We start from the raw sequence: 21,211 nt of genomic DNA on the forward strand, positions 1-21,211 counted from the left end.
TCTCACGCCCCGGTCAGGGCGCGGGCAAAATCTTCCGGGTCGAAGGGGGCCAGATCATCGATCTGCTCGCCGACGCCGATGGCATGGATCGGAAGGCCGAACTTGTCGGCCAGCGCCACCAGCACGCCGCCCTTGGCGGTGCCGTCGAGCTTGGTCATCACCAGCCCCGACACCTCGGCGAGGCGCTGGAAGGTCTCGACCTGTGACAGCGCATTCTGCCCGGTGGTGGCATCGAGCACCAGCAGGGTATTGTGCGGCGCGCCCGGATCGCGTTTTCGGATCACCCGGACGATCTTGGCCAGTTCCTCCATCAGGTCGGCCCGGTTCTGCAACCGCCCGGCGGTGTCGATCATCAACAGGTCCGCCCCCTCCGCCTCGGCCTTCGCCATCGCGTCGAAGGCGAGCGAGGCCGGGTCGGAGCCTTCCGGCGCGGTCAGCACCGGCACCCCGGCGCGCTCCCCCCAGACCTGGAGCTGCTCGACGGCGGCGGCGCGGAAGGTATCGCCCGCCGCGATCACCACGCTCTTGCCCGCGGCCTTGAACTGGCTTGCGAGCTTGCCGATCGTGGTGGTCTTGCCCGAGCCGTTCACCCCCACCACCAGCACCACCTGCGGCTTTTTCGCATAGAGCGGCATCGGCCGGGCGACCGGCTCCATGATCCGGGCGATCTCGGCCGCCATCAGCGCCTTGATCTCGTCAACCGAGAGCTTCCGGCCGAGCCGCCCCTCGGCAAGGTTCGCCGTCACCCGCACCGCCGTATCCACCCCCATGTCGGAGGCGATCATCAGCTCTTCGAGGCTTTCGAGCATGTCGTCGTCCAGCACCCGGCGCACCACCACGCGCTTTTCCTTGCGGCCCAGAAGCCGCCCGAAGAAACCCGGTTTCTGCGCAAACTCGACATCCGGCGCGCCGATGCTGGCCGGCATCACCTCGCCCAGTTCGGGCGGCGGCGCGGCGGGCGTCGGGTCGAGAGGTTGCGGCGCTTCTGACGGCGGCGCGTCGGGGATTTCGGGTGTTTCCGGCGGAATTTCCGCAGGCGATCGGTCGGGCACTTCCTCCGGCCCGGGTTCGGGCCGTTCCTCGGGTTCTTCAGGCACCGGGCCGGGTGCCGGCTCTTCCTCGGGTTCGGGTTCTTCCTCGGGCTCCTCGGGTTCCGGCATCGGCAACGGTTCCGGCTCCGGCCGCGGTTCGGGCTTCGGGAAGGGGATCGGCTCGGGCTGCGGCACCGGCTCGGGTTCCGGTGCCGGCGCAGGTTCCGGCGCTGGCGTTGGCGCAGGTTCGGGCCGGGGTTCCGGTGCGGGGGCCGGTTCGGGCACCGCCTCGACGGGCGCGGTCTCCACTGCATCCGGATCGGGCGCGGGCTCGGGCCTTGCCTCGCTCTCCTCTTCCTCGGCCACGCCGCCTTCCTCGACAATCGCCTCCAGCCCCTCCTCCAGTTTCGACGAGGAGCGGGTGAGCTTGTCCTTCAGCTTCTTGAAAAACGACATGGGGCCTCCGATCTTGCCTTTCACCTAATGGGGAACACGCGCCAAGGGAAGAGGTTCAGCCCGCCGCGGCCACCGCGATCAGCGCCTGACCGGCAATATAGAGCCCCCACACCGCCCAGCTTGCGGCGCGCCGACGCGAATCCTGCGCATCCATCCGGAACATCCGCAGCGCGAGCAACGTGTCAGAGGCGATGAACAAGCCCGCGCCGAGCGCAAGCACCCCGAGCGGCAGGGTGAGCGCGGCGAGCCCCATGGCGACGATCAGCGCAACATAGATCCGCACCGGCCATGCGAGGCGGCCAACATGGGGCACGAGCCAGAGCTCCGCCGAGAGACCGAACGCCACCAGTGCACTGGCCACCAGCGGGCTCAGCGCGAAAGCCTCCGAGGGCGGGCGCTGCGAAAGCTCGCTGAAGACCAGAACATAGACCAGATGCGCCAGCGCGAAAGCCGCAAGGCCGTAGAGAAACGCCGCCCGCCCCGGGCGCGACAGCGCGAAATCCCCCGCCGCCGAGAACAGGAGCGCAGCCACCAGCAGCGGCGGCGCGCCCACGCCCCCGGCTGCCAGCGCCAAGGCCAGCAGCGGCACGGTTTTCAGCGCCGACCGCGGCCAGGTGGCAGGCGTGGCGGCCCAGGGCAGGTAGGCCAGCGCCAGCGCAAGGCCCGCCCAGAACGCAAGGTGTGATGTCATGCCGTCCCCTTCCGGGCAAAGGATCCTCCGCGCGTCGCCGCCGGTCAAGCCGACGCGACGCCGCTTCCCCTTGTGCCGGGGCGCGGGCCGGGTAGACTCGCCCCGTCACATCGGAGGTTCCCATGCACCCGGTCCGCGCCTTCGCCGTCGCCTCGCTCGCGCCCGTCGGGCTGATCGCGCTCGCGGCATGGCTTGGCGGGGTCTGGATCTGGCTGGCGCTGGCCTACATGACCCTGTTCGCCTTCGCGATGGATCAACTGATCGCCCGGATCGACCCGCCCGCAGACCCGGGCGGCAGGCTCCCGGCGGCCGACGCGCTCTCGGCCACGCTGGCACTCGCCCATTTGGCCCTGCTCGCGCTGGTGATCGGCGCGCTGGCGACTGGCGATCTCAGCCTCGCGCAGTGGATCGGGCTCTACGTCGCCGCCGCGCTGTTCTTCGGGCAGGTCTCGAACTCGAACGCGCATGAACTCATCCACCGCGGCAACCGGCTGCTCTACACCCTCGGAAAATGGGTCTACATCAGCCTCCTGTTCGGGCATCACACCTCGGCCCACAACAAGGTGCACCACCGTTTCGCCGCCTCCGAGGCCGACCCCAACACCGCCCGGCCGGGCGAAAGCTTCTACCACTTCGCCCCCCGCGCATGGATCGGCAGCTTCGTCGAGGGCTACCGGCAGGAGCGCGCCGACCTCGCCCGGCGCGGGCGCGGCGGCTGGACGCCCTACCCGGTCTATGTCGGCGGCGCGCTGGCGCTGCTCGCGCTGAGCTACCTCGCCTTCGGCCTCGCCGGGGTCGGTGCCCATCTCGCGCTCGCCGCCTATGCCCAGATCCAGCTTCTGCTGTCCGACTACGTGCAGCATTACGGGTTGAGCCGCGCCCGCGGCCCCGACGGCAAGCTCGAACCGATCGGCCCGGCCCATAGCTGGAACGCGCGCCACTGGTTCACCGCGCACCTGATGCTGAACGCCCCGCGCCACTCCGACCACCACGCCCACCCCGCCCGGCCCTATCCGCAACTGCGGCTGCACGCCGCGCGCGAAGCGCCGATCCTGCCTTCATCGCTCCCCGCCATGGCAGCGCTGGCGCTGTTTCCCGGCCCGTGGCGGCGGGTGATGGGGCGGGCGCTCGCGAAGTGGCAAAAATCGCAAGGGGCCACGGCATGATCCGCGCCGCCTTCGCCCTCGCCCTCGGTCTCGCTGCCCTGCCGGCCATCGCGCAGGACGCCATGACCGGGGCCGAGTTCGAGGCCTATACCAGCGGCAAGACCCTGCTCTACGGCACCGATGGTGAGGTTTATGGCGGCGAAGACTACCTGCCCAACCGCCGGGTGCGCTGGTCGTTCCTCGACGGCCGCTGCATCACCGGAGAATGGTATGAAAGCGCGCCCTTCATCTGCTTCGTCTACGACGACGATCCGACCCCGATGTGCTGGACCTTCTACGAGACTCCCGACGGTCTCGCCGCCTATCTCAACGGCGACGAGGCGCAGGCGCTCTACGAGACCGGGGAATCGCCGGAACCGCTGATGTGTCTCGGGCCGGAGGTCGGGGCCTGACAGGGCCACGCCGCCCGCCCCGTCACCGACAATAGCTGCCCGAACGGTAGCGCGCGGTATCGACGTGCAGGTGGTCCTGGTGAAAACGGTCGGCGTTCGGCCCGAGCACGGTACCGAAGGGGCCGCAGGCCGAAGCATGCATCGCCTTGATGATCTTGCCGAATTTCGGGCTGCGCCAGTGATCGAGCACGGTCAGGGTGCTGCCGTCCTTCAGCGTCACGCCAGACACGTCGACCGCCCGGCCAAAGGAATGCTCCGACAGCCGCGCACCCTTCTGGTTGTTGCGGCCCCGGCAGGCATAATGCGCCACCACGTTGATCCGGGCAACGCCGCCGCCGGTCTTGCCGACCGACGGGATCACGCCCTTGCGCACCCAGTCGTTGAGCGCAACCGCGGTCTTGCAGTCGATCCGCGGAGACTGGCGCAGCGCCACCCCCGACACGGAGGTTACCTGCACCGGCGCCTCGATGCCGCACGCCCCCCAGCCGTCGATCGGCGCGAGCGCCTCGCCCTTGATCTCGGGCACCCCGCAGACCGAGCCCTTGCGCGAGACCGCGCGCGGCGCGGTCACTGCCGCAGCGGCCAGCCGGACGAAGTTTTTCGGCCGCGGCGCGGGCCGGGTGGACCGCGCCACCGCCAGCGCGCTTGCACCGGCCAACGGCGCGGCAGCGCCGGCCGCAGAGGCCGGGCGGGTGCCGGTGAGGGTCTGGAGCAAGGCCGCCACCGGGTCGCGCGGGGCCGCGGTCGCGGCGACAACCGCCGCTTCGGTGGCCACCGCCAGCGGCGTGGCCGGGCCCCGGCCCGGTCTGGGTTGCGGACGGGGCGAGCGGTGCGGCGCGGCGGGCGTGGCCGCCAGCACCTCCTGCACACCGAAGACAGCGGGGCGCGGCAAGGGGCGCGGGGCAGTCTCGGGGGCCTCGGCGAGCGCCGCGAAGGGCGCAGCCGCTGCGAGAAGTCCGAGAACCAGCGCCCAATGCCTCATCGCGGCCCTCCGCTGCGGCCGAAATCCGGCGCGTCGGTATCCTGACCCGCCTCGATGATGCCGCGCCGGATCGCCCGGGTGCGGGTAAAATACTCGTGCAGCATGTCGCCGTCGCCCATCCGGATCGCGCGTTGCAGCACGAAAAGCTCCTCGGTGAAGCGGCCCAGGATGTCGAGCGTGGCCTCCTTGTTGGTCAGGAACACGTCGCGCCACATCGTCGGGTCGGAGGCCGCGATCCGGGTGAAATCGCGAAAACCGGCGGCGGAATACTTGATCACCTCCGAGTCCGTCACCCGGCGCAGATGGTCGGCCACGCCCACCATGGTATAGGCGATGAGGTGCGGCGCATGGCTGGTCACCGCCAGCACCAGGTCGTGGTGGTCGGGGTCCATCTCGTCGGTATGGCTGCCCATGAACTGCCAGAGCGCCTTGAGCCGGTCCACCGCCGCGCGGTCGGCACCCTCGGCGGGCACGATCAGGCACCAGCGGTTGTCGAACAGCGAGGCGAAGCCCGAGCGCGGGCCGGAATGCTCGGTGCCTGCGAGCGGGTGGGCCGGCACGAAATGCACGCCCTCGGGGATATGCGGTGCCACCGCGTCGATCACCGCGCGCTTGACCGAGCCAACGTCGGTCACGGTGGCGCCCGGCGCGAGATGCGGGGCGATTTCCTCGGCCACCGCCTCCATCGCCCCCACCGGCACGGCGAGAACCACGAGATCGGCCCGCTGCACCGCCTCGGCGGCGCTGTCCACCACCCGGTCGACCAGCCCGATCTCGCGGGCGATGTCGCGGGTTTCGGCCGAGCGCGCGGTGCCGACGATCTCGCCCGCAAGCCCGCCCCGGCGCATCGCATGTGCCATCGACCCGGCGATCAGGCCAAGCCCGATCAGCGCGACGCGGTCATAGATCGGCGCGCGCTCAGTCATCGCCCTGCGCTCCGGTGACGCCGGCGTTCCTGAACAGCCCGATCAGGTGCGCCACCCGGCGGCAGGAGGCTTCGTCGCCCACGGTGATGCGCAAGGCTTCGGGCAGCTTGTACCCGGCCACCCGGCGCACGATCACGCCTTCACCGCGCAGGTAGGCATCGCAGGCCTCGGCTTCCTCGCGCGACCCAAAGCGCGCCAGCACGAAATTTGCGCTCGATGCATCGCAACGCACGCCATGTTCGGCCAGCGCATTGCCGAGCCAGACCCGTAGCCGGGCGTTCTCGGCATGGCACCGGGCAACGTGGTCCCGGTCGCGCACCGCCGCCTCGGCCGCCGCAAGTTGCGCGGTCGACAGGTTGAACGGCCCGCGCAGCCGGTTCAGCACCTCGATGATCTCGCGGCTGGCATAGCCCCAGCCGATCCGCAGGCCGCCGAGCCCGTAGATCTTGGAGAATGTCCGCGTCATCACCACGTTGGGGAACCTGTTCACCAGCGACGCCCCGCCGTCGAACTCCTCGACGAACTCGGCATAGGCCCCATCGAGTACCAGAACCACCTCGCCCGGCAAAGCCGTGGCCAGCCGCACAAGCTCTTTCTTGCCGACCATGGTGCCGGTCGGGTTGGCCGGGTTGGCAATGAAGACGAGCCGGGTCGCCGGCGTCACCGCCGCAAGGATCGCGTCGACATCCACCACCCTGTCGCGTTCCGGCACCTCCACCGGCATCGCCCCGGCGGCCAGCGCCGAGATCCGGTACATCGAGAACCCGTGCTCGGTGTGGATCACCTCGTCACCCGGGCCCGCGTAGGCCTGGCACAGGAAGGTGATGATCTCGTCCGATCCCACCCCGCAGATGATCTGGTCGGGATCGAGCCCGTGCACCTCGCCGATCGCGGCGCGCAAGGCAGCGTGGTCGGTGTTGGGGTAGCGGTGCAGATCGTGCACCGCCCGCGCGAAGGCTTCCGCGGCCTTCGGCGACGGCCCCCATGGATTCTCGTTCGACGACAGCTTGATGACATTGGCCACGCCCTCGACGGTCGAAGCGCCGCCGACGTACAGCTCGATGTCCATGATGCCGGGTTGCGGCGTTGGCAGCTTGGTCATGATCGTCCCCGTCTGGTTGCGTTCGTCTTAGCCGGGAAGGCGAAAAAGGGCTAGGGCCAACGCGCTCAACAAAAAACCCCGCACCGGGCGGGGTTTTCAACTGTTGCAGAATGGCCAGAGGTTCAGGTTGCGGCAACCGGCGTTTGCGCCATGCGCTCGGGGGCCCCTGTGCCCATGTTGGTGCCGAGGTAGGGGGCACCGGAGGCCTTCCAGTTGGCAAACCCGCCTTCGAGGTGGGCGATCTTCTCGAATTTGCTGGCGAGGCATTGCTCGGAAGCCTTGCGCGAGCGAATGCCCGAACCGCAGTAGAGCACGACATGCTTGCCAAGCTCTGCCGGCAGCGCCTTGGAGCGGAAATGGCTGAGCGGCGCGAGCAGCGCGTCCTCGATGCTTTCGAACATGTATTCTGCCGGGGTGCGCACGTCGATCAGCACGATCTCACCCTTCTCCAACCCCTCACGCACCTCGGCCGGGGTCCAGGTTTCCAACACTTTTCCGTTGATCGTTTCGGTCTGCATGGTCTCTCTCCTGTTCACGCACGGCGCGCGACGCCCGCCGGGATGTTTCTCGCCTTATCTAGGCGACGGAACACGCCGCGAAAAGTCTAATTCCATAAATTGAATGTGAATTGGCCTGCCAACCCGGTCCCGGAACCGAAAAAGGCCGCCCCGGAGGGCGGCCTTTCGAAAAGCCCCTGCGCAGGAAACTCAGTTCTGCGCGTAGTATTCGATCACCAGGTTCGGTTCCATCTGCACCGCGTAGGGCACATCCGAGAGGCCCGGGGTGCGCACGAAGGTGGCGGTCATCTTCGAGTGGTCGGCCTCGATGTAATCGGGCACGTCACGCTCGGCGAGTCCGACGGCTTCGAGAACCAGCGCCATCTGCTTGGATTTCTCACGCACTTCCACAACGTCGCCTTCCTTCACCCGGTAGGACGGGATGTTGACGCGCTGGCCGTTCACCAGGACATGGCCGTGGTTGACGAACTGGCGGGCGGCAAAGACGGTGGGCACGAACTTGGCGCGGTAAACCACGGCGTCGAGGCGGCGTTCGAGCAGGCCGATCAGGTTTTCACCGGTATCGCCACGCACCCGCTCGGCTTCGGCGAAGATCCGGCGGAACTGCTTCTCGGTGAGGTCGCCGTAGTAGCCCTTGAGCTTCTGCTTGGCGCGCAGCTGGAGGCCGAAGTCCGACAGCTTGGCCTTGCGGCGCTGGCCGTGCTGACCGGGGCCGTATTCGCGGCGGTTGACGGGGGATTTCGGGCGGCCCCAGATATTTTCGCCCATCCGGCGGTCGATCTTGTACTTGGCAGAGGTGCGTTTGGTCACCGTCTGATCTCCTTCGCTGGTTTGGCTCCGCAACTCGATCCGAAAACCGGTTCCCACTTTTCGGGTTGCGGACGCAGGCGCGACACGACCCTCCGGGCGGGCTCTGGCTTCAAACCGGTCATGGAACCGCTATGAAGGGCGTTGTCCTCTTGGGCTTGCACCCATGACAGGAATCCCCTCGCGGGGTCCACCAACACCAATGAAGCCGCGCTTATAGTCCGGTTGCGCCGGGAGTCAACGCCAATCGCCGCGGTTTCAGGCCAGCCGCGCCGCCATGATCGCGGCCTCGGCGCGGCTCAGCACGCGGCGGGCGTGATCGCCGTAAGACAGCGGGTCGCGATCGAGGCCGGGCATGATGTCGATCAGCCGCGCGCGGCTCCGGGCCTCGACACTGTCGAGCGCCTCGCCGGCGGGGTGAAAGCTCTCGGTCTCCAGCCCGTTGGCGAAAACCACCTCGTGCCGCGGCAGCAGCAGGTGAACGTAGGTGACGGCGGGCAGCGTAAGATCGCGCAGCACGAAGCGGTCATCGACCAGATCGCGCGCCCGCACCAGCACTTCGTCGGAATTGAACAGCGCCCGCGCCTTCGCCCCCTTCACCAGCATCCGGTGCGACGGCGACACGATCAGGTCGTCTTCCGGCCGGTCCACCCCGAGCGCGCCCGCGCGCAGGCGGATCGGCCGAAGCTCGGGCATCGCGTAGAGCCGCGCGCCGCTGATCCGCTTTTCGCCCTTCCAGAGCACCTCCTGCAAGCCGTTGTCCTTGGTCTGCACCCGGTCGCCCTCGGCGATGTCTTCCACCAGGACCGCGCCCCGCCCGGTGCGGATGCGGGTGCCCGGGGTGAAACAGATCACGCCGGTCGGCTGGTCTGTTACCCGGTTGATCTCGGCACTCTCCAGCGCCGTGCGCACCACCCACAGGTCGGTGTCTGCGGGCGGCATCTGGTCGTTGAACACCAGCAGGGGCCCGGTGCCACCGCCGACCTCGATCAGCGTCACGCTGTAAAGCCCGAAGCCGTCGGTCACATCGAATCCGCGGGCGTGCGGCGGCGCGGGATCCACCGCGACGGACGATCCGCCGCCGCGCCCGACCTTTGCCAATCCGACGAGTTTGTTGACCCGGCGCGCGGCGCGCGCCCGGAATTCCGCCTCTCCTTCGGCCAGCCCGAGGCTCAGAAGTTCGCCCGGCCCGTCGATCCGGACCGCCTCACCATGCCAACGCCAGCTCGCGCCGATACCAAGCGCGCCGCGCGGGGGGCGCGAAAGCCCATCCACCTCGGTCTGTGTCCAAGAGATGACGAACGTGCCACGAAAGCCCGTTATCATGCCTGTATGCCTGCCCATTTCTTTTTTTATTGCGGCAAGGGTAGCACGGGCGAATCGGCTTGTTAAGAGATTGTTGTGGGCCGTGGCACCCCGCCACATTCCGGGCTTTCAGAACCGGAAATTGACCTGCAAGACGCCTGATACCTGCCCGCGCGGCTGTGCCGCGAATTCGCGGCCGAGCCAGGCACCGCCATAGAACACCGACAGCCGATCACCCTCGAACATCACCCCCGCCCGCGCGCGGTGGCGCAGCGGTGTCAGCCGATAGCCATCGGCGGCAGGCAGCAGCGCGGAGGAAAATACCCGCGCGGTATCCGCCCCGATCACCAGCGACACCCCCGGTTGTCCCCCGGCGTCAAGCCCGCGATAGGCAAAGCCCGAGGTCCCGTCGCGCAGCAGAAGCCCGCCGTCGAACGCCGGTCCGATGAACAGATCGGCGCCGATCCGGGCAAGGCTCTCGACCCCGGCCTGCACTTCGACGAAAGGCCGCAGAACCGCATGGTCGGAAAGCCGAAACCGTCGCGCCGCTTCGCCCTGCAGGGTTGGATACACCGCATCCCCGATCTGCGCCGCCGCCACGAATGGTGGCACCATCGGGTCGTTCGCGGGCGTCAGTTCGTGAAGCCGGTTCTGAAACCGGATCAACCCGGTCCGCGGCCCGGTAAACGCAAGCCCCGCGCCCGCCGACAGCTCAAAGCCCCGCCGCTGCACATGGGTGTTGAGCGTGGTGGTGATCACCCCGGCCGCGCGCCTGTCCCACGCGGCGGGCGCGGTGAAGTTGTCGGGCGAGATCACCTGGAAACGCGACCGCACCTCGATGAGGCGGCCCCAATCCTCGGGTGCCTCGGTCAGCCCGGCAGGACCGAACAGGAAGGAATTGCTCGACCCGCCGCTCTGCCAGCGGTCATCTCCATCGCCGAGCCAGTCGTTGTTGATCAGGTACGACCACCCGAGATACCCCCGGCCGCCCGGCGTTTCCGACATCGCCGGCGCGGCCAGCGCCAAAGCAGCCACGAGCCCTGCAACAAGGTGGAAAAGTCGGCGCATCCATTCGCTCTCAAGACCGCCGGCGGCCACCCCGGCTCAGAACCTCATCTGCAACTGCACCGCCCCCACCACCTGGTCGGTGGGTTGCGCGGTGAACTCGGGGCCAAGCCAGGCCACCCCGTAGAATACGCCAATCCGCTCGCCCTGCCAATGCGCCCCGGCCCGCAGCCGGTGGCGCAGCGGCGTCAGGCCATAGGCCGGTTCGGGCAGCCACGCGGAGGAAAACACCTTCGCGGCGTCGTATCCGGCAATGAAGGAAAGCCCCTTGCCCGGCGCGTCTTCGAGGGTCTGGTACAAGAAACCCGTGGTCTCGTCGCGCACCGTGATCCCGCGGCTGAAATTCTCACCGAACATCAGGTCGATCCCGGCGCGGGCATAGGTTTCATCGCCCGCACGCGCCTGCACGAAGGGCCGCAAAACGAGCCCGCCGCCAAGCACCATCGGTCGCGAGGCCTCAAGCGAGAGCGTCGGGTAGACCGCGTTGGGGATCTGCGCCGCGCGCACCGCCGCGGAAGGGCCGGGCAGGCCGAACGCGCCATGAACCGCGTCCTGGAAGGCATCCGAACCGGTCATCGGCCCAACCGCCACGAGTTCTCCGCCCAGCGAGAAATCGACCCCATCGCGCGAAAAATGGGTGAAGGCACCAATCGAGGCACTCCCGGCATAGCGCCGGTCGCCAGGTGCCGGCGTGGTCAGATCGGCGGGAGCGAGGATGCGGTGGGCAAAGCGGTATTCGATTACCTCGCCGGGGTTTGCCGGCAAACCGGTGGTGCCTTCGGTGCCACGCATCCAGCTCAGCGCATAAGACCCCGTGCGCCAGCGGTCCTGCCCGTCCCCGATCTGATCGTTGGTAAACAGCCGCCCGACGCCAAGCGTGGCGCGCTCCTGCGCGCTCGCCGGAAGGCATGTCAGAAGGATCGACGAAAGGAGGGCAAAAAGGGCCGCGCGCATGAAAAATCCAAGTCCGAGGCCCCCACCTCGCTACTTTTAGCCTTAAATGATCGATTCGCACCAGCCGCGATTTCGGATCCCGGTCAGCGCACCACCTCGGCAAGAAGCCTGTGCGCCGCCGCCTGCAAGGTCTCATCCGACAGGTCGGGAAGGTCGAGCGCCGCCAGCCGCGGCGCATCGGGACGCGAGATCCGGGCATAGCGCGGATCGTAATGCTCCAGGATCAGCGCCGTGCAAAGCGCGCGGAACGCGCCCGCCCCGGCCAGCGCGCGCCAGTCGTCCACACGCTTGTGGCCATGGAACCGCACCAACTTCGAGAGCACCGCATCCAGCTTGCCGGGATCGCGCACCATGTCGTCGTACTCATCGACGAGATGCCCCGCCCGCGCATCGAGCGGCGCGCGGATATCGACCCGCGGTGCCGCGATCATCGCGGTCCAGAGCGAGGGCGGCAGCCGCAGCGCGCCGATCCGCGAGCTTTCCGCCTCCACGAAAACCGGCTGCGCGGGATCAAAGCCGACGACCTGACGCGCCAGCGCGCTCTCGAACCCCTTCTGCGCCGGTTGTCCCCCGGCGACGCTCCCGAACACCGATCCCCGGTGCGCGGCGAGCCCCTCGAGGTCGATCACCTGCGCGCCCTGCCCGGCGAGCGCGTGCAGGAGCCGGGTCTTGGCCGTCCCCGTGCCGCCGTCGATCACCACCAGCCGCAGCGGCAGAGGGGTTTCGTAGAGCGCGCGCACCACGAGGGCACGATAGGCCTTGTAGCCGCCCTTGATCGTATCGACCCGCCAGCCGATCTCGCGCAGGATCGAGGCAAACGAGCCCGACCGCTGGCCGCCGCGCCAGCAATAGAGCAACGGCCGCCAGCCGCCGGTCTTGTCGGCGAGCGGGCCCTCAAGATGCACCGCCGCGTTGCGCGCCACCAGCGCCGCGCCGATCTTGCGGGCACGAAACGGCGCATCCTGCACATAGATCGTGCCCACCCGCGCGCGCTCCTCGTCCGACAGCACCGGCAGGCTGAGCGCCCCCGGCACATGGTCTTCGGCGTATTCGGCCGGCGAGCGCACGTCGATGATATCATCGAACGGGAGGCTGGCGAGATCGCTCAGCGCGGAGAGGGTAACGGGCATGAACCAGGGCCTGCGCTGTTGGGGTGAGGCATGTCCTAGCGCGTTGCGCCCGGCTTCGCCAGAGCCGCTTCCCCAGGCCGCGGGGTTCGGCTATGAGGTGGCGAAAGGAGTTCCCCGATGCGCTTCGCTCTTGCCACCGCCCTTGCCTGCCTCGCCCTGCCCGCTTTCGCCCAAGGCCAGGGCGGCGGCGGTTGGACGCTGATCTCGGTCGGCGGAACTGCGGCCGAACCCGGCGGCGGCATCGCGTTTTCCGCCGATGGGGCGGTGTTCGGCTCGACCGGGTGCAACCGGTTCCAGACCACCGCTGTCTCTGCGCCGGGCGTGCTGACCTTCATGGATCTCGGTGCCACGACCCGGATGGCCTGCCCCGGCGCGCTCGACGCGCAGGAGGCGCAGGTTCTCTCGGCGCTCAAGGGCACCGTTGGCGTGGCCTACGACCCGGTTGGCGAACGGATGATCCTGATCCCGCAAGACGACGCGCCGGTGCTCGGTTTCGTGCGCGCCGACTAGGATCACGGCCGGCGCTCATGCCCCGGCATAGGCCTTCAAGGCCGCGCCGGTTCCTTCCGCCCAGATCATCCGCAGCCAGCCTGCGAAGGCGTCGGCAAAACGGGGCTGATCGGCGAGATCGCCGTAAAGGTGGCGCATCTCCAGCCACGCACGAGGCGTGTCCCGCGCGGCCTTTGCCACGACGTTGAGTTCGTTCCAGAACGGATCGTTGGGCTCGATCGGTGAGCCGTCATCACGGCTCCCGGCACACATCCGCGCCCAGCTCGCTTCCACCAGCGCCAACCCCTCGACCGGCTTGCCCGCCGCCAGCGCATCACGCACCGTGGGCAACACGAAACCGGGGTGGCGCGACGAGCCGTCGAAAGCCACCCGCCGCACGGTGTCGACGATGGCGGGGTTGGAAAAGCGCCGGTCGATCAGGTCGACGTATTGCTCGGGGGTCATCCCCGGCACCGGCACGACATGCGGCACGATCTCTTCCATTTGCACCTTGCGGAACAGCGCATGGACCAACGGATGTGCCATCGCGGCCGAAATCGTCTCGATTCCGAGCAGTTCGGCGGCATTCACGATCACCTGGTGGCCGGCATTGAGAATGCGGATCTTCTGCGCCTCGTAGCCGTGCACGTTGTCGGAAAACTGCGCCCCTGCCTTGTCCCAGTCAGGGCGCCCGGCGCAGAAGTTGTCTTCCAGCACCCATTGACGGAAGTTCTCGTGCGTGACCGGCACCGCATCGTCGATACCGAAGGCGCGGGCGAGATCGACCTCCTTCGGCCCGGTGGCCGGCACGATGCAATCGACCATCGCGTTGGGGAAAGTGCAGGCCTCGTTGATCCAGTCGGCAAGCGCCGGGTCAGAGAGCCGGGCGAGCGAAACTACGGTCTGGCGCAACACCTCGCCGTTCGATTGCAGGTTGTCGCAGCACTGGCAGGTGAACGGGCCGTGACCCTTCTCGCGCCGCAGCCGCAGCGCCGCCACCATCGCGCCGAACGCGGTGCGCGGGCGCCCGGGGTTGGCGGCATCGTGAACGATGTCGGGGTGCGCCGCATCGAAGGCATTGGTCGCCGGGTCGATGTAATAGCCGCCCTCGGTGACGGTGAGCGCGACGATGCGGATATCGGGCTCGGCCATCCGCGCAATCAGCGGCCCGTTGCCCTCCTCGACCGGCACATAGTCGATCATCGACCCCACCACCTCGGCGGAACTGCCGGAGGGATCGAGCTCGATCAGCGTGGTGAGATAATCCTGCGCGGCGAGCTTCTGGCGCATGATGTCGTCGTAGGGCCGCACACCGGCACCGACGATGGCCCAGTCCTGCGCCAGGCCCTGGTTCATCAGCCGGTGCAGATACCATGACTGGTGGGCGCGGTGAAAGTTGCCCAAGCCGATATGAACGATGCCGGGGGTGAGTTTCGTGCGGTCATATTCAGGGCGCGCGATGCTTTCGGGCAGGTCCGGCAAGGTCTGGTTCGTCAGTTTCATTTCAACTCATCCATTGGCCACCATCGACGTTGTAGGTCTGGGCGACGATGTAATCTGCCTCTGCGCTGGCGAGGAAAACGGCCATGCCGGTGAGGTCTTCCGCCCGGCCCATCCGCCCGTAGGGCACCGCCTCGCCAACTTCGCGTTTCTTCTGGCCGAGCGGCTTGTTTTCATACTTGGCGAAGAACGCATCGACCCCGTCCCAGTGCTCGCCCTCGACCACGCCGGGGGCGATCGCGTTGACGTTGATGCCGTGCGCGATCAGGTTCAGCCCGGCCGATTGGGTCAGGCTGATCACCGCCGCCTTGGTGGCACAGTAAACCGCCACCAGCGCCTCGCCGCGCCGCCCGGCCTGGCTCGCCATGTTGATGATCTTGCCGCCACCGCCGCGCGCGATCATGTGGCGCGCCACCGCCTGCATGGTAAACAGCGTGCCCGCCACGTTGATCGCAAAGGCCGCGTCGTAATCCTTGCGCTCGATCTCGACCAGCGGGGCCGCGGTGAAGATCGCGGCGTTGTTGATCAGGATATCGATCTGGCCAAGTGCCCCGACACTGGCCGCCACCGCCGCGTCGATGCTGTCCTGCCGGGTCACATCCATTTCGACCGCGACCGCCGCCGCGCCGAGGTCTTCGGCGCTGGCCCGGGCGCGGGCGATGTCGATATCGGCGATCGCCACGCGCGCGCCTTCGGCGATATAGGCCCGGGCGAAAGCCAGCCCGATGCCGCGGGCCGCCCCGGTGATCAGAGCGGTCTTGCCTTCCAGTCGTTTCATTCGATCCTCAAACCATTCTCGTCGAAGCGGTGCAGGTGCTCCTGTCGTGGCGTGAGCCAGACCTCGGCACCGTATTGCAGTGAAAGCTCGCCGGTGGCCCGCACCGTGATCGGCTCGGGCGAGGCGTTGCACTGAACGTGGAAGAAGGTATCCGACCCGAGGTGCTCGGACACGCCCACCGTGCCCTTCCATGTGCCCTCGGTCTGCGAAATCCCGATGTGCTCGGGGCGGATACCGATTGTTGTCGCGTCGTGTTTCGCGGCTTCCGCGCCGCTGATCAGGTTCATCTTGGGGCTGCCGATGAAGCCCGCCACGAACACATTGCGCGGGCGCTGGTAAAGCTCCAGCGGACTGCCCACCTGCTCGATGAACCCGGCCTGAAGCACCACGATCTTGTCGGCCATGGTCATTGCCTCGACCTGGTCGTGGGTGACGTAGATCATCGTGGTCTTGAGCCGTTTGTGCAGTTCGGAAATCTCCAGCCGCATCCCCACCCGCAGCGCCGCGTCGAGGTTGGAGAGCGGCTCATCGAACAGGAAGGCCTCGGGCTCGCGCACGATCGCCCGGCCGATGGCCACCCGCTGGCGCTGACCGCCGGACAACTGGCCGGGGCGACGGTCGAGGTAGTCGGTGAGGTTGAGCACCTCGGCCGCCTGCTCCACCTTGCGCGCCTGCTCGGCCTTGTCGAGCCCGGCCATGCGCAGCGGGAAGGCGATGTTCTTGCGCACGCTCATGTGCGGATAGAGCGCGTAAGACTGGAACACCATCGCCAGCCCACGCTTGGCGGGCACGGTTTCGGTGGCGTCGCGCCCGTCGATCAGCACGTGGCCGCCGGAGACGTCTTCAAGCCCGGCGATGAGCCGAAGGAGCGTTGACTTGCCGCACCCCGAAGGCCCGACGAAAACCACGAACTCGCCGTCTTCGATGGTCAGGTCGAGCGGCGGGATCACCTCGACATTGCCGAAACTCTTGGAGACCTTGTTGAGCTGGATTTGTCCCATGTCCGTTTCCCTTATTTCACCGCGCCGAAGGTCAGGCCGCGGACAAGTTGCTTCTGGCTGAACCAACCCATGATCAGGATCGGAGCAATCGCCATGACGGAGGCCGCCGAGAGCTTGGCGTAGAACAGTCCCTCGGGGCTCGAATAGGAGGCGATGAAGGCCGTGAGGGGGGCGGCCTGGGCAGCGGTGAGGTTGAGCGTCCAGAACGCCTCGTTCCAGGCCAGGATGATGTTGAGCAACACCGTCGAGGCCATCCCCGGTATCGCCATCGGCGTGAGCACGTAGAGCACTTCCTCACGCAACGACGCCCCGTCCATCCGCGCCGCCTCCAGGATCTCGCCCGGAATTTCCCTGAAGTAGGTGTAGAGCATCCAGACGATGATCGGCAGGTTGATCAGCATAAGCACGATGGTCAGGCCGAGCCGGCTGTCGAGCAGGCCCATCCGAATGAACAGAAGATAGATCGGATAGAGCACGCCGACCGCCGGGAGCATCTTCGTCGACAGCATCCACAACAGGATGTTCTTGGTGCGCTTCGACGGCACGAAGGCCATCGCCCAGGCGGCAGGCACGGCGACGAGCAGGCCGAGGAAGGTTGAGCCGACGGCGATGATCACCGAGTTGCTGAAGTGCCGGAAGTAGTTCGAGCGCTCCTGCACCAAGCCATAGCTTTCAAAAGTCCACGGCGCGCGCAGAACATCGAGCGGCGGCAGGATCGCGCTGCCTTCCGTTTTGAGCGAGAGCACGAAGACCCACAGGATCGGGAAGAAGATGACGAGGCCGATGGCCCAGGCGATCGCGGTGTTGAGGGCCTTGCGACGGGGGGTGATTGCACGTGCCATGTCGGTTTCCTCCTATGCGTCGAGGTTCTTGCCGACGACGCGCATCAGGAAGATCGCGACGATGTTGGCAAGGATGATGGCATAGACACCGCCGGCCGAACCCAGTCCCACGTTCTGGCTTTCCAGCACACGCTGGAAGATCAGGTAGGTCAGCGTGCGGGTGCCGAAGGAGCCTTGGGTGGTCACGAAGATCTCGGCGAAGATCCCGAGCAGGAAGATGGTCTGGATCAGGATCACCACGGTGATCGCGCGGCTGAGATGCGGCAGGATGATGAAAATGAAGCGCGAAGGCCAGCGTGCGCCGTCCATCTCGGCCGCCTCAAGCTGTTCGCTGTCAAGCGATTGCGTGGCGGTCAGCAGGATCAGCGTGGCGAAGGGCAACCATTGCCAACTCACGATGAGAATGATCGACACCAGTGAATACTGGCTCAGAAACTCGATCGGTGCGAGCCCGACGGCTTTCAGGATATGAGCGAAAAACCCGTTGACCGGGTCAAGAAACATGTTCTTCCAAAGCAGCGCCGACACCGTCGGCATGACGAAGAACGGCGCGATCACCAGCACCCGGACCACACCCTGGCCCCACATCGGCTGATCGAGCAACAGCGCCAGCGCGACCCCGAGGACCACCGTGATCACGAGCACGCCGCCGACAAGCACGAGCGTGGCCTGCACCGACGGCCAGAACGCACTGGAACTCACGAAGCGGACGTAGTTGTCGAACCCGACCCAGCCCAGATCGCCGCCGCGCATCGGCAGGTACTGCTTGAACGAGAAATACAGGGTCATCGTCAGCGGCACGAGCATCCAGCCGAGAAGCAGGGTAACGGCAGGCGCCATCATCAAGCGGGCGGCGGAGCGGGAATGCTGGGTAGCCATTGATATGCCTCCTCGGGTTACGGCAAGCGCCGTCGGTGCGACTGGTTTTGGCTATCACGTATGACGATCCGGAGGGCGGTTTTCACCGCCCCCCGGTCTGGGAGGAGAGCTTAGTAGCCCGCCGCTTCCATCGCGTCGGTGGTCAGCGCCTGCGCCTTGGCGAGCGCCTCGTCGGCGGTCTGCTGACCGGCCAGCGCAGCGGAGAACTCCTGGCCCACTTCCGTCGCGATCCCGGCGAACTCGGGGATCGCCACGAACTGCACGCCGACATAGGGCACCGGCTCGACGGTCGGGTTGAGCGGGTCGGCCGAGTTGATGCTGTCGAGCGTCATCTTGGCAAACGGCACCTCCTGGTACTCGGGGTTCTCGTAGAGCGAGGTCCGCGCACCCGGCGGCACGTTGGCCCAGCCTTCATTGGCCGCCACCAGCTCGATGTATTCCTTCGAGGTGGCCCACTCGATGAACTCCTTGGCGGCATCTTCTTTCTGGGTTCCGGCCGGAATGGCCAGCGCCCAGGCCCAGAGCCAGTTGCCGCGCTTGCCCAGCCCGGTATCGGGGGCGAGGGCGAAGCCAACCTCGTCGGCCACCGAGGATTCCTCGGGGTTGGTCACGAACGAGGCCGCCACGGTGGCGTCGATCCACATGCCGCACTTGCCCTGCTGGAACAGCGAGAGGTTTTCGTTGAAGCCGTTGCCCGAGGCACCCGGAGGGCCGGCCTGTTCCATCAGGTCGAGGTAGAAGGTCAGCGTTTCCTTCCACTCCGGGCTGTCGAACTGGGCCTGCCAGTTCTCGTCGAACCAGCGTGCGCCGAAGGCGTTCGAGGTGGCGGTGAGGAACGCCATGTTCTCGCCCCACCCGGCCTTGCCGCGCAGGCAGATGCCGTAGATCTCTTCGTCCTTGTCGGTCATCGCGATCGCGGCGTCGCGCACGAATTCCCAAGTCGGCGCATCGGGCATTTCGAGCCCGGCGGCTTCCATCAGGTCGGTGCGATACATGATCATCGACGATTCGCCGTAGAACGGCGCGGCATAGAGCGTGCCGTCGTGCGACAGGCCACCGCGCATGGCAGGCAGGATGTCGTCCACATCGTAATCGTCGGACAGGTCGTCGAGCGGCACCAGCCAGTCGTTGGCACCCCAGATCGGGGTTTCGTACATGCCGATGGTCATGATGTCGAACTGACCGCCCTTGGTCGAGATGTCGGTGGTCACGCGCTGGCGCAGGACGTTTTCCTCAAGCGTGACCCACTCGACTTCATGGCCGGTCTTTTCGGTGAAATCGTCGGTGTAGCCCTGCATGCGGATCATGTCGCCGTTGTTGACGGTGGCGACGGTGATGGTTTCGGCCGAGGCGCCGGTTGCGAGCGCAGCAGCGGCACACGCCCCCATCAGGGCGCGAGAATACATGGTCATGGTGTTCCTCCCAAATAGTATGAGCAAATGCTCAGGTCGTGGGCAAATGCTCGCTCAAAACCCCGAGTCCTGTCAAGTGAGCTTCTCCGCCGCGCTGCGGCAAATCGGTTAAAGCAATGATCTGGCGGTTTTTTCGTCGGTGATCAGGCTGGTGATCAGCCCGCCCGACAGGGCCGCACGCAGCGCCGGGAGCTTGGATTCGCCTCCGCCGATACACAGCACCGGACGGTCCGCGACCGGCACGCTCACCCCCACGACGCGACGGTTGAACGCATGTTCGAGATAGCGCCCCTCGGCGTCGAAGACATGGCCGCAAATCTCGCCGGCCGCCCCGGACGCACAAAGATCGGCGTGTTCCGCCGGGCTGATGAAGCCGTCCACGAGGAGCGGCGCGTCGTCACTCATCTGGCCGATCCCGACGATCACCAGATCCGCCGCCAGCGCGAGCGCGCGGGTGGCGCGCACATGCGGCAGGCCGTGGTAGAGCGCAAGCTCGGTCTCGTCGCGCGCAACCACCGGGATCGCCATCGGATAATGCGGCGCGGAGAGCTTTTCGGCCAGCCGCATGATCACTTCGTAAAACGAGGCCGAGCCATCCGGCGACACGTTGCCGATCAGCGAGACGATCTTGTGATGCGCGCCGTCGAGGGTCTGCATGTGTTCCACCACCATGCGCAGCGTGCGCCCGGTGCCCAGCGCGATGGTGCGCGGCGTGGCATCGCGAAACACCCGCTCGACAACCGGCGCGGCGAAGGGTGTGAGCCCGGCCAGCGGATCGCCATCGGCGCCGATAGAAGGCGCAACCCGCGCGGACTCCAGCCCGAAACGCACCTTCAGGGCCCGTTCAAGCTCCAGGCATTCGGCGATCGGGTGGTCGATGCGCACCCGCACCAGCCCCTCGGCGGCAGCCCGCGCCACCAGCCGCTGAACCCGCTGGCGCGAGATCCCGAGCTCCAGCGCGATCTGGTCCTGGGTCTGACCGCCGACATAAGACATCCAGGCCGCGCGCGCCGCGAGGTCGCGCACGTCGCGGTCGCCGTCATCACCGTTAACCTTCGCCATGGTCACCATTTTCCCGCCTGAGGCCCGGAGCAAGATGGAAGAATTCCGCGAAGGATGCAAACACCCGGTCGGCGCGCGCGTCCTTCGGGGCCGCAAGGTCGATCCCGGCCAGATGAGAGCCGCCGGTGAAGCGCCAGACTTCCATCCCGGCCGCGCGCGCCGCGCGCACCCCGGCAAGCGAATCCTCGATCACAAGGCAGCGCCCGGGTGCCACCCCCGCCTTCTCAGCCGACCGCAGGAACAGGTCGGGCGCCGGTTTGCCACGCTGCACCTCGGCAGCGGTGGTCACGCGGCCGGTGAATACGTCGTCCAGCCCGACCAGCGCCAGCGATTGCGCAAGCCGGGCCGGGCTGGAACTGGTGGCAAGGGCATAGTCCGCACCCAGCGCCCCGATCACGTCGCGCACCCCGGGCATGATCCGCAGATCCGCACGGAAGGCCGCCAGCAGACGGTCGCGATAATCGGCCTCGAACCCCTCCGGCAGCAGAACCCCGAACTCGTCGCGGATCTGCTGGATCACCACCGGGTAGCTGCGCCCGAGAAAATACCGCGCGACGTATTCGAGATTGATGTCAACGCCGTGGCCAGCCAGTTCGGCCACCAGCATCCGCGCCGAGATCACCTCGCTGTCGATCAACACCCCGTCGCAATCGAAGATCACCAGATCGGTTTGCGCCATGTTTCCTCCTCTGCGCAGGCGCGAGGTCAGGCACCTTGCGCCCC

At 67.3% G+C, this 21,211-nt stretch carries 22 protein-coding genes; 3 read left to right on the forward strand and 19 right to left on the reverse strand.

Annotated elements, in window-relative coordinates:
* Nucleotides 1–2: 2 nt before the first annotated feature.
* Complete coding sequence (gene ftsY, locus B9Y97_RS05240; RefSeq protein WP_085525755.1) at nucleotides 3–1,487, reverse strand: signal recognition particle-docking protein FtsY; 1,485 nt, start codon at nucleotides 1,485–1,487, stop codon at nucleotides 3–5.
* Nucleotides 1,488–1,542: 55 nt separating this feature from the next.
* Nucleotides 1,543–2,178, reverse strand: coding sequence for a lysoplasmalogenase family protein (locus B9Y97_RS05245; RefSeq protein WP_085525756.1), 636 nt, complete (start codon nucleotides 2,176–2,178; stop codon nucleotides 1,543–1,545).
* A gap of 122 nt (nucleotides 2,179–2,300) precedes the next feature.
* Here B9Y97_RS05245 and B9Y97_RS05250 point away from each other — a divergent pair, with 122 nt between their 5' ends.
* Nucleotides 2,301–3,344: an alkane 1-monooxygenase gene (locus tag B9Y97_RS05250; RefSeq protein ID WP_085525757.1), complete on the forward strand. Its 1,044-nt coding sequence runs from the start codon at nucleotides 2,301–2,303 to the stop codon at nucleotides 3,342–3,344.
* The gene (locus tag B9Y97_RS05255) at nucleotides 3,341–3,736 is read left to right on the forward strand and encodes a hypothetical protein (RefSeq protein WP_085525758.1); all 396 of its coding nucleotides are present in this window, start codon (nucleotides 3,341–3,343) and stop codon (nucleotides 3,734–3,736) included. Before B9Y97_RS05250 ends, B9Y97_RS05255 begins: the two co-directional genes overlap by 4 nt.
* A gap of 22 nt (nucleotides 3,737–3,758) precedes the next feature.
* Here the strand turns inward: B9Y97_RS05255 and B9Y97_RS05260 are convergent, their stop codons facing one another.
* From B9Y97_RS05260 to mnmH, 9 genes are all read right to left on the reverse strand, one after another.
* Nucleotides 3,759–4,718, reverse strand: coding sequence for an extensin-like domain-containing protein (locus B9Y97_RS05260; RefSeq protein ID WP_085525759.1), 960 nt, complete (start codon nucleotides 4,716–4,718; stop codon nucleotides 3,759–3,761).
* Entirely contained in the window at nucleotides 4,715–5,644 is a 930-nt protein-coding gene (locus B9Y97_RS05265; RefSeq protein ID WP_085525760.1) for a prephenate/arogenate dehydrogenase family protein, read from the reverse strand. The genes B9Y97_RS05260 and B9Y97_RS05265 overlap by 4 nt, the downstream gene beginning before the upstream one ends.
* Nucleotides 5,637–6,746: a histidinol-phosphate transaminase gene (gene hisC, locus B9Y97_RS05270; RefSeq protein ID WP_085525761.1), complete on the reverse strand. Its 1,110-nt coding sequence runs from the start codon at nucleotides 6,744–6,746 to the stop codon at nucleotides 5,637–5,639. Before hisC ends, B9Y97_RS05265 begins: the two co-directional genes overlap by 8 nt.
* A 122-nt stretch (nucleotides 6,747–6,868) precedes the next feature.
* Nucleotides 6,869–7,264, reverse strand: coding sequence for a rhodanese-like domain-containing protein (locus B9Y97_RS05275; RefSeq protein ID WP_085525762.1), 396 nt, complete (start codon nucleotides 7,262–7,264; stop codon nucleotides 6,869–6,871).
* A gap of 189 nt (nucleotides 7,265–7,453) precedes the next feature.
* The gene (gene rpsD / locus B9Y97_RS05280; protein ID WP_085528115.1) at nucleotides 7,454–8,074 is read right to left on the reverse strand and encodes a 30S ribosomal protein S4; all 621 of its coding nucleotides are present in this window, start codon (nucleotides 8,072–8,074) and stop codon (nucleotides 7,454–7,456) included.
* Nucleotides 8,075–8,329: 255 nt separating this feature from the next.
* Complete coding sequence (locus B9Y97_RS05285; protein WP_085525763.1) at nucleotides 8,330–9,397, reverse strand: Hint domain-containing protein; 1,068 nt, start codon at nucleotides 9,395–9,397, stop codon at nucleotides 8,330–8,332.
* A gap of 108 nt (nucleotides 9,398–9,505) precedes the next feature.
* Nucleotides 9,506–10,444 carry a lipid A-modifier LpxR family protein gene (locus B9Y97_RS05290; RefSeq protein WP_139828232.1) on the reverse strand — a complete coding sequence of 313 codons (939 nt, stop codon included), beginning with the start codon at nucleotides 10,442–10,444 and terminating at the stop codon, nucleotides 9,506–9,508.
* Nucleotides 10,445–10,480: 36 nt separating this feature from the next.
* On the reverse strand, nucleotides 10,481–11,395 hold the full coding sequence (locus B9Y97_RS05295) for a lipid A-modifier LpxR family protein (RefSeq protein ID WP_085525765.1): 915 nt from the start codon (nucleotides 11,393–11,395) through the stop codon (nucleotides 10,481–10,483).
* An 83-nt stretch (nucleotides 11,396–11,478) separates the two neighbouring features.
* On the reverse strand, nucleotides 11,479–12,525 hold the full coding sequence (gene mnmH, locus B9Y97_RS05300) for a tRNA 2-selenouridine(34) synthase MnmH (protein ID WP_085525766.1): 1,047 nt from the start codon (nucleotides 12,523–12,525) through the stop codon (nucleotides 11,479–11,481).
* Between the two features lie 117 nt (nucleotides 12,526–12,642).
* Here mnmH and B9Y97_RS05305 point away from each other — a divergent pair, with 117 nt between their 5' ends.
* Complete coding sequence (locus B9Y97_RS05305) at nucleotides 12,643–13,035, forward strand: META domain-containing protein (RefSeq protein WP_085525767.1); 393 nt, start codon at nucleotides 12,643–12,645, stop codon at nucleotides 13,033–13,035.
* A gap of 15 nt (nucleotides 13,036–13,050) precedes the next feature.
* Here B9Y97_RS05305 and B9Y97_RS05310 read toward each other — a convergent pair whose 3' ends face one another.
* The 8 genes from B9Y97_RS05310 to B9Y97_RS05345 all read right to left on the reverse strand — a co-directional run bounded on the left by B9Y97_RS05310 (nucleotide 13,051) and on the right by B9Y97_RS05345 (nucleotide 21,167).
* Nucleotides 13,051–14,517, reverse strand: a complete 1,467-nt coding sequence (locus tag B9Y97_RS05310; RefSeq protein WP_085525768.1) for a mannitol dehydrogenase family protein — start codon at nucleotides 14,515–14,517, stop codon at nucleotides 13,051–13,053.
* Between the two features lies 1 nt (nucleotide 14,518).
* Nucleotides 14,519–15,292 carry an L-iditol 2-dehydrogenase gene (locus B9Y97_RS05315; protein WP_085525769.1) on the reverse strand — a complete coding sequence of 258 codons (774 nt, stop codon included), beginning with the start codon at nucleotides 15,290–15,292 and terminating at the stop codon, nucleotides 14,519–14,521.
* A complete protein-coding gene (locus tag B9Y97_RS05320; protein ID WP_085525770.1) occupies nucleotides 15,289–16,293 on the reverse strand; it encodes an ABC transporter ATP-binding protein in 1,005 nt (334 codons plus the stop codon). The genes B9Y97_RS05315 and B9Y97_RS05320 overlap by 4 nt, the downstream gene beginning before the upstream one ends.
* An 11-nt stretch (nucleotides 16,294–16,304) precedes the next feature.
* Complete coding sequence (locus B9Y97_RS05325) at nucleotides 16,305–17,135, reverse strand: carbohydrate ABC transporter permease (RefSeq protein ID WP_085525771.1); 831 nt, start codon at nucleotides 17,133–17,135, stop codon at nucleotides 16,305–16,307.
* A 12-nt stretch (nucleotides 17,136–17,147) separates the two neighbouring features.
* Nucleotides 17,148–18,014 (reverse strand): carbohydrate ABC transporter permease, encoded by an 867-nt coding sequence (locus B9Y97_RS05330; RefSeq protein ID WP_085525772.1) that lies wholly within the window; start codon nucleotides 18,012–18,014, stop codon nucleotides 17,148–17,150.
* A gap of 110 nt (nucleotides 18,015–18,124) precedes the next feature.
* Nucleotides 18,125–19,420: an ABC transporter substrate-binding protein gene (locus B9Y97_RS05335; RefSeq protein ID WP_085525773.1), complete on the reverse strand. Its 1,296-nt coding sequence runs from the start codon at nucleotides 19,418–19,420 to the stop codon at nucleotides 18,125–18,127.
* A gap of 114 nt (nucleotides 19,421–19,534) precedes the next feature.
* Nucleotides 19,535–20,488, reverse strand: coding sequence for a sugar-binding transcriptional regulator (locus B9Y97_RS05340; protein ID WP_085528116.1), 954 nt, complete (start codon nucleotides 20,486–20,488; stop codon nucleotides 19,535–19,537).
* Nucleotides 20,475–21,167, reverse strand: coding sequence for an HAD family hydrolase (locus tag B9Y97_RS05345; protein ID WP_085525774.1), 693 nt, complete (start codon nucleotides 21,165–21,167; stop codon nucleotides 20,475–20,477). Before B9Y97_RS05345 ends, B9Y97_RS05340 begins: the two co-directional genes overlap by 14 nt.
* Nucleotides 21,168–21,211: the final 44 nt, after the last annotated feature.

Source organism: Maritimibacter sp. HL-12, assembly GCF_900177545.1.
GTDB lineage: Bacteria > Pseudomonadota > Alphaproteobacteria > Rhodobacterales > Rhodobacteraceae > Sinisalibacter.

Excerpts from the sequence above, each read along its gene's own strand:
- B9Y97_RS05290 (WP_139828232.1), bottom strand. The coding sequence starts at position 10,444 with ATGCGCCGACTTTTCCACCTTGTTGCAGGGCTCGTGGCTGCTTTGGCG.
- mnmH (WP_085525766.1), bottom strand. The coding sequence starts at position 12,525 with ATGCCCGTTACCCTCTCCGCGCTGAGCGATCTCGCCAGCCTCCCGTTC.
- B9Y97_RS05275 (WP_085525762.1), bottom strand. The coding sequence starts at position 7,264 with ATGCAGACCGAAACGATCAACGGAAAAGTGTTGGAAACCTGGACCCCG.
- B9Y97_RS05325 (WP_085525771.1), bottom strand. The coding sequence starts at position 17,135 with ATGGCACGTGCAATCACCCCCCGTCGCAAGGCCCTCAACACCGCGATC.
- B9Y97_RS05345 (WP_085525774.1), bottom strand. The coding sequence starts at position 21,167 with ATGGCGCAAACCGATCTGGTGATCTTCGATTGCGACGGGGTGTTGATC.
- hisC (WP_085525761.1), bottom strand. The coding sequence starts at position 6,746 with ATGACCAAGCTGCCAACGCCGCAACCCGGCATCATGGACATCGAGCTG.
- B9Y97_RS05260 (WP_085525759.1), bottom strand. The coding sequence starts at position 4,718 with ATGAGGCATTGGGCGCTGGTTCTCGGACTTCTCGCAGCGGCTGCGCCC.
- B9Y97_RS05245 (WP_085525756.1), bottom strand. The coding sequence starts at position 2,178 with ATGACATCACACCTTGCGTTCTGGGCGGGCCTTGCGCTGGCGCTGGCC.
- ftsY (WP_085525755.1), bottom strand. The coding sequence starts at position 1,487 with ATGTCGTTTTTCAAGAAGCTGAAGGACAAGCTCACCCGCTCCTCGTCG.
- B9Y97_RS05315 (WP_085525769.1), bottom strand. The coding sequence starts at position 15,292 with ATGAAACGACTGGAAGGCAAGACCGCTCTGATCACCGGGGCGGCCCGC.
- B9Y97_RS05285 (WP_085525763.1), bottom strand. The coding sequence starts at position 9,397 with ATGATAACGGGCTTTCGTGGCACGTTCGTCATCTCTTGGACACAGACC.
- B9Y97_RS05320 (WP_085525770.1), bottom strand. The coding sequence starts at position 16,293 with ATGGGACAAATCCAGCTCAACAAGGTCTCCAAGAGTTTCGGCAATGTC.
- B9Y97_RS05250 (WP_085525757.1), top strand. The coding sequence starts at position 2,301 with ATGCACCCGGTCCGCGCCTTCGCCGTCGCCTCGCTCGCGCCCGTCGGG.
- B9Y97_RS05255 (WP_085525758.1), top strand. The coding sequence starts at position 3,341 with ATGATCCGCGCCGCCTTCGCCCTCGCCCTCGGTCTCGCTGCCCTGCCG.
- B9Y97_RS05330 (WP_085525772.1), bottom strand. The coding sequence starts at position 18,014 with ATGGCTACCCAGCATTCCCGCTCCGCCGCCCGCTTGATGATGGCGCCT.
- B9Y97_RS05265 (WP_085525760.1), bottom strand. The coding sequence starts at position 5,644 with ATGACTGAGCGCGCGCCGATCTATGACCGCGTCGCGCTGATCGGGCTT.
- B9Y97_RS05305 (WP_085525767.1), top strand. The coding sequence starts at position 12,643 with ATGCGCTTCGCTCTTGCCACCGCCCTTGCCTGCCTCGCCCTGCCCGCT.
- B9Y97_RS05310 (WP_085525768.1), bottom strand. The coding sequence starts at position 14,517 with ATGAAACTGACGAACCAGACCTTGCCGGACCTGCCCGAAAGCATCGCG.
- B9Y97_RS05340 (WP_085528116.1), bottom strand. The coding sequence starts at position 20,488 with ATGGCGAAGGTTAACGGTGATGACGGCGACCGCGACGTGCGCGACCTC.
- B9Y97_RS05335 (WP_085525773.1), bottom strand. The coding sequence starts at position 19,420 with ATGTATTCTCGCGCCCTGATGGGGGCGTGTGCCGCTGCTGCGCTCGCA.
- B9Y97_RS05295 (WP_085525765.1), bottom strand. The coding sequence starts at position 11,395 with ATGCGCGCGGCCCTTTTTGCCCTCCTTTCGTCGATCCTTCTGACATGC.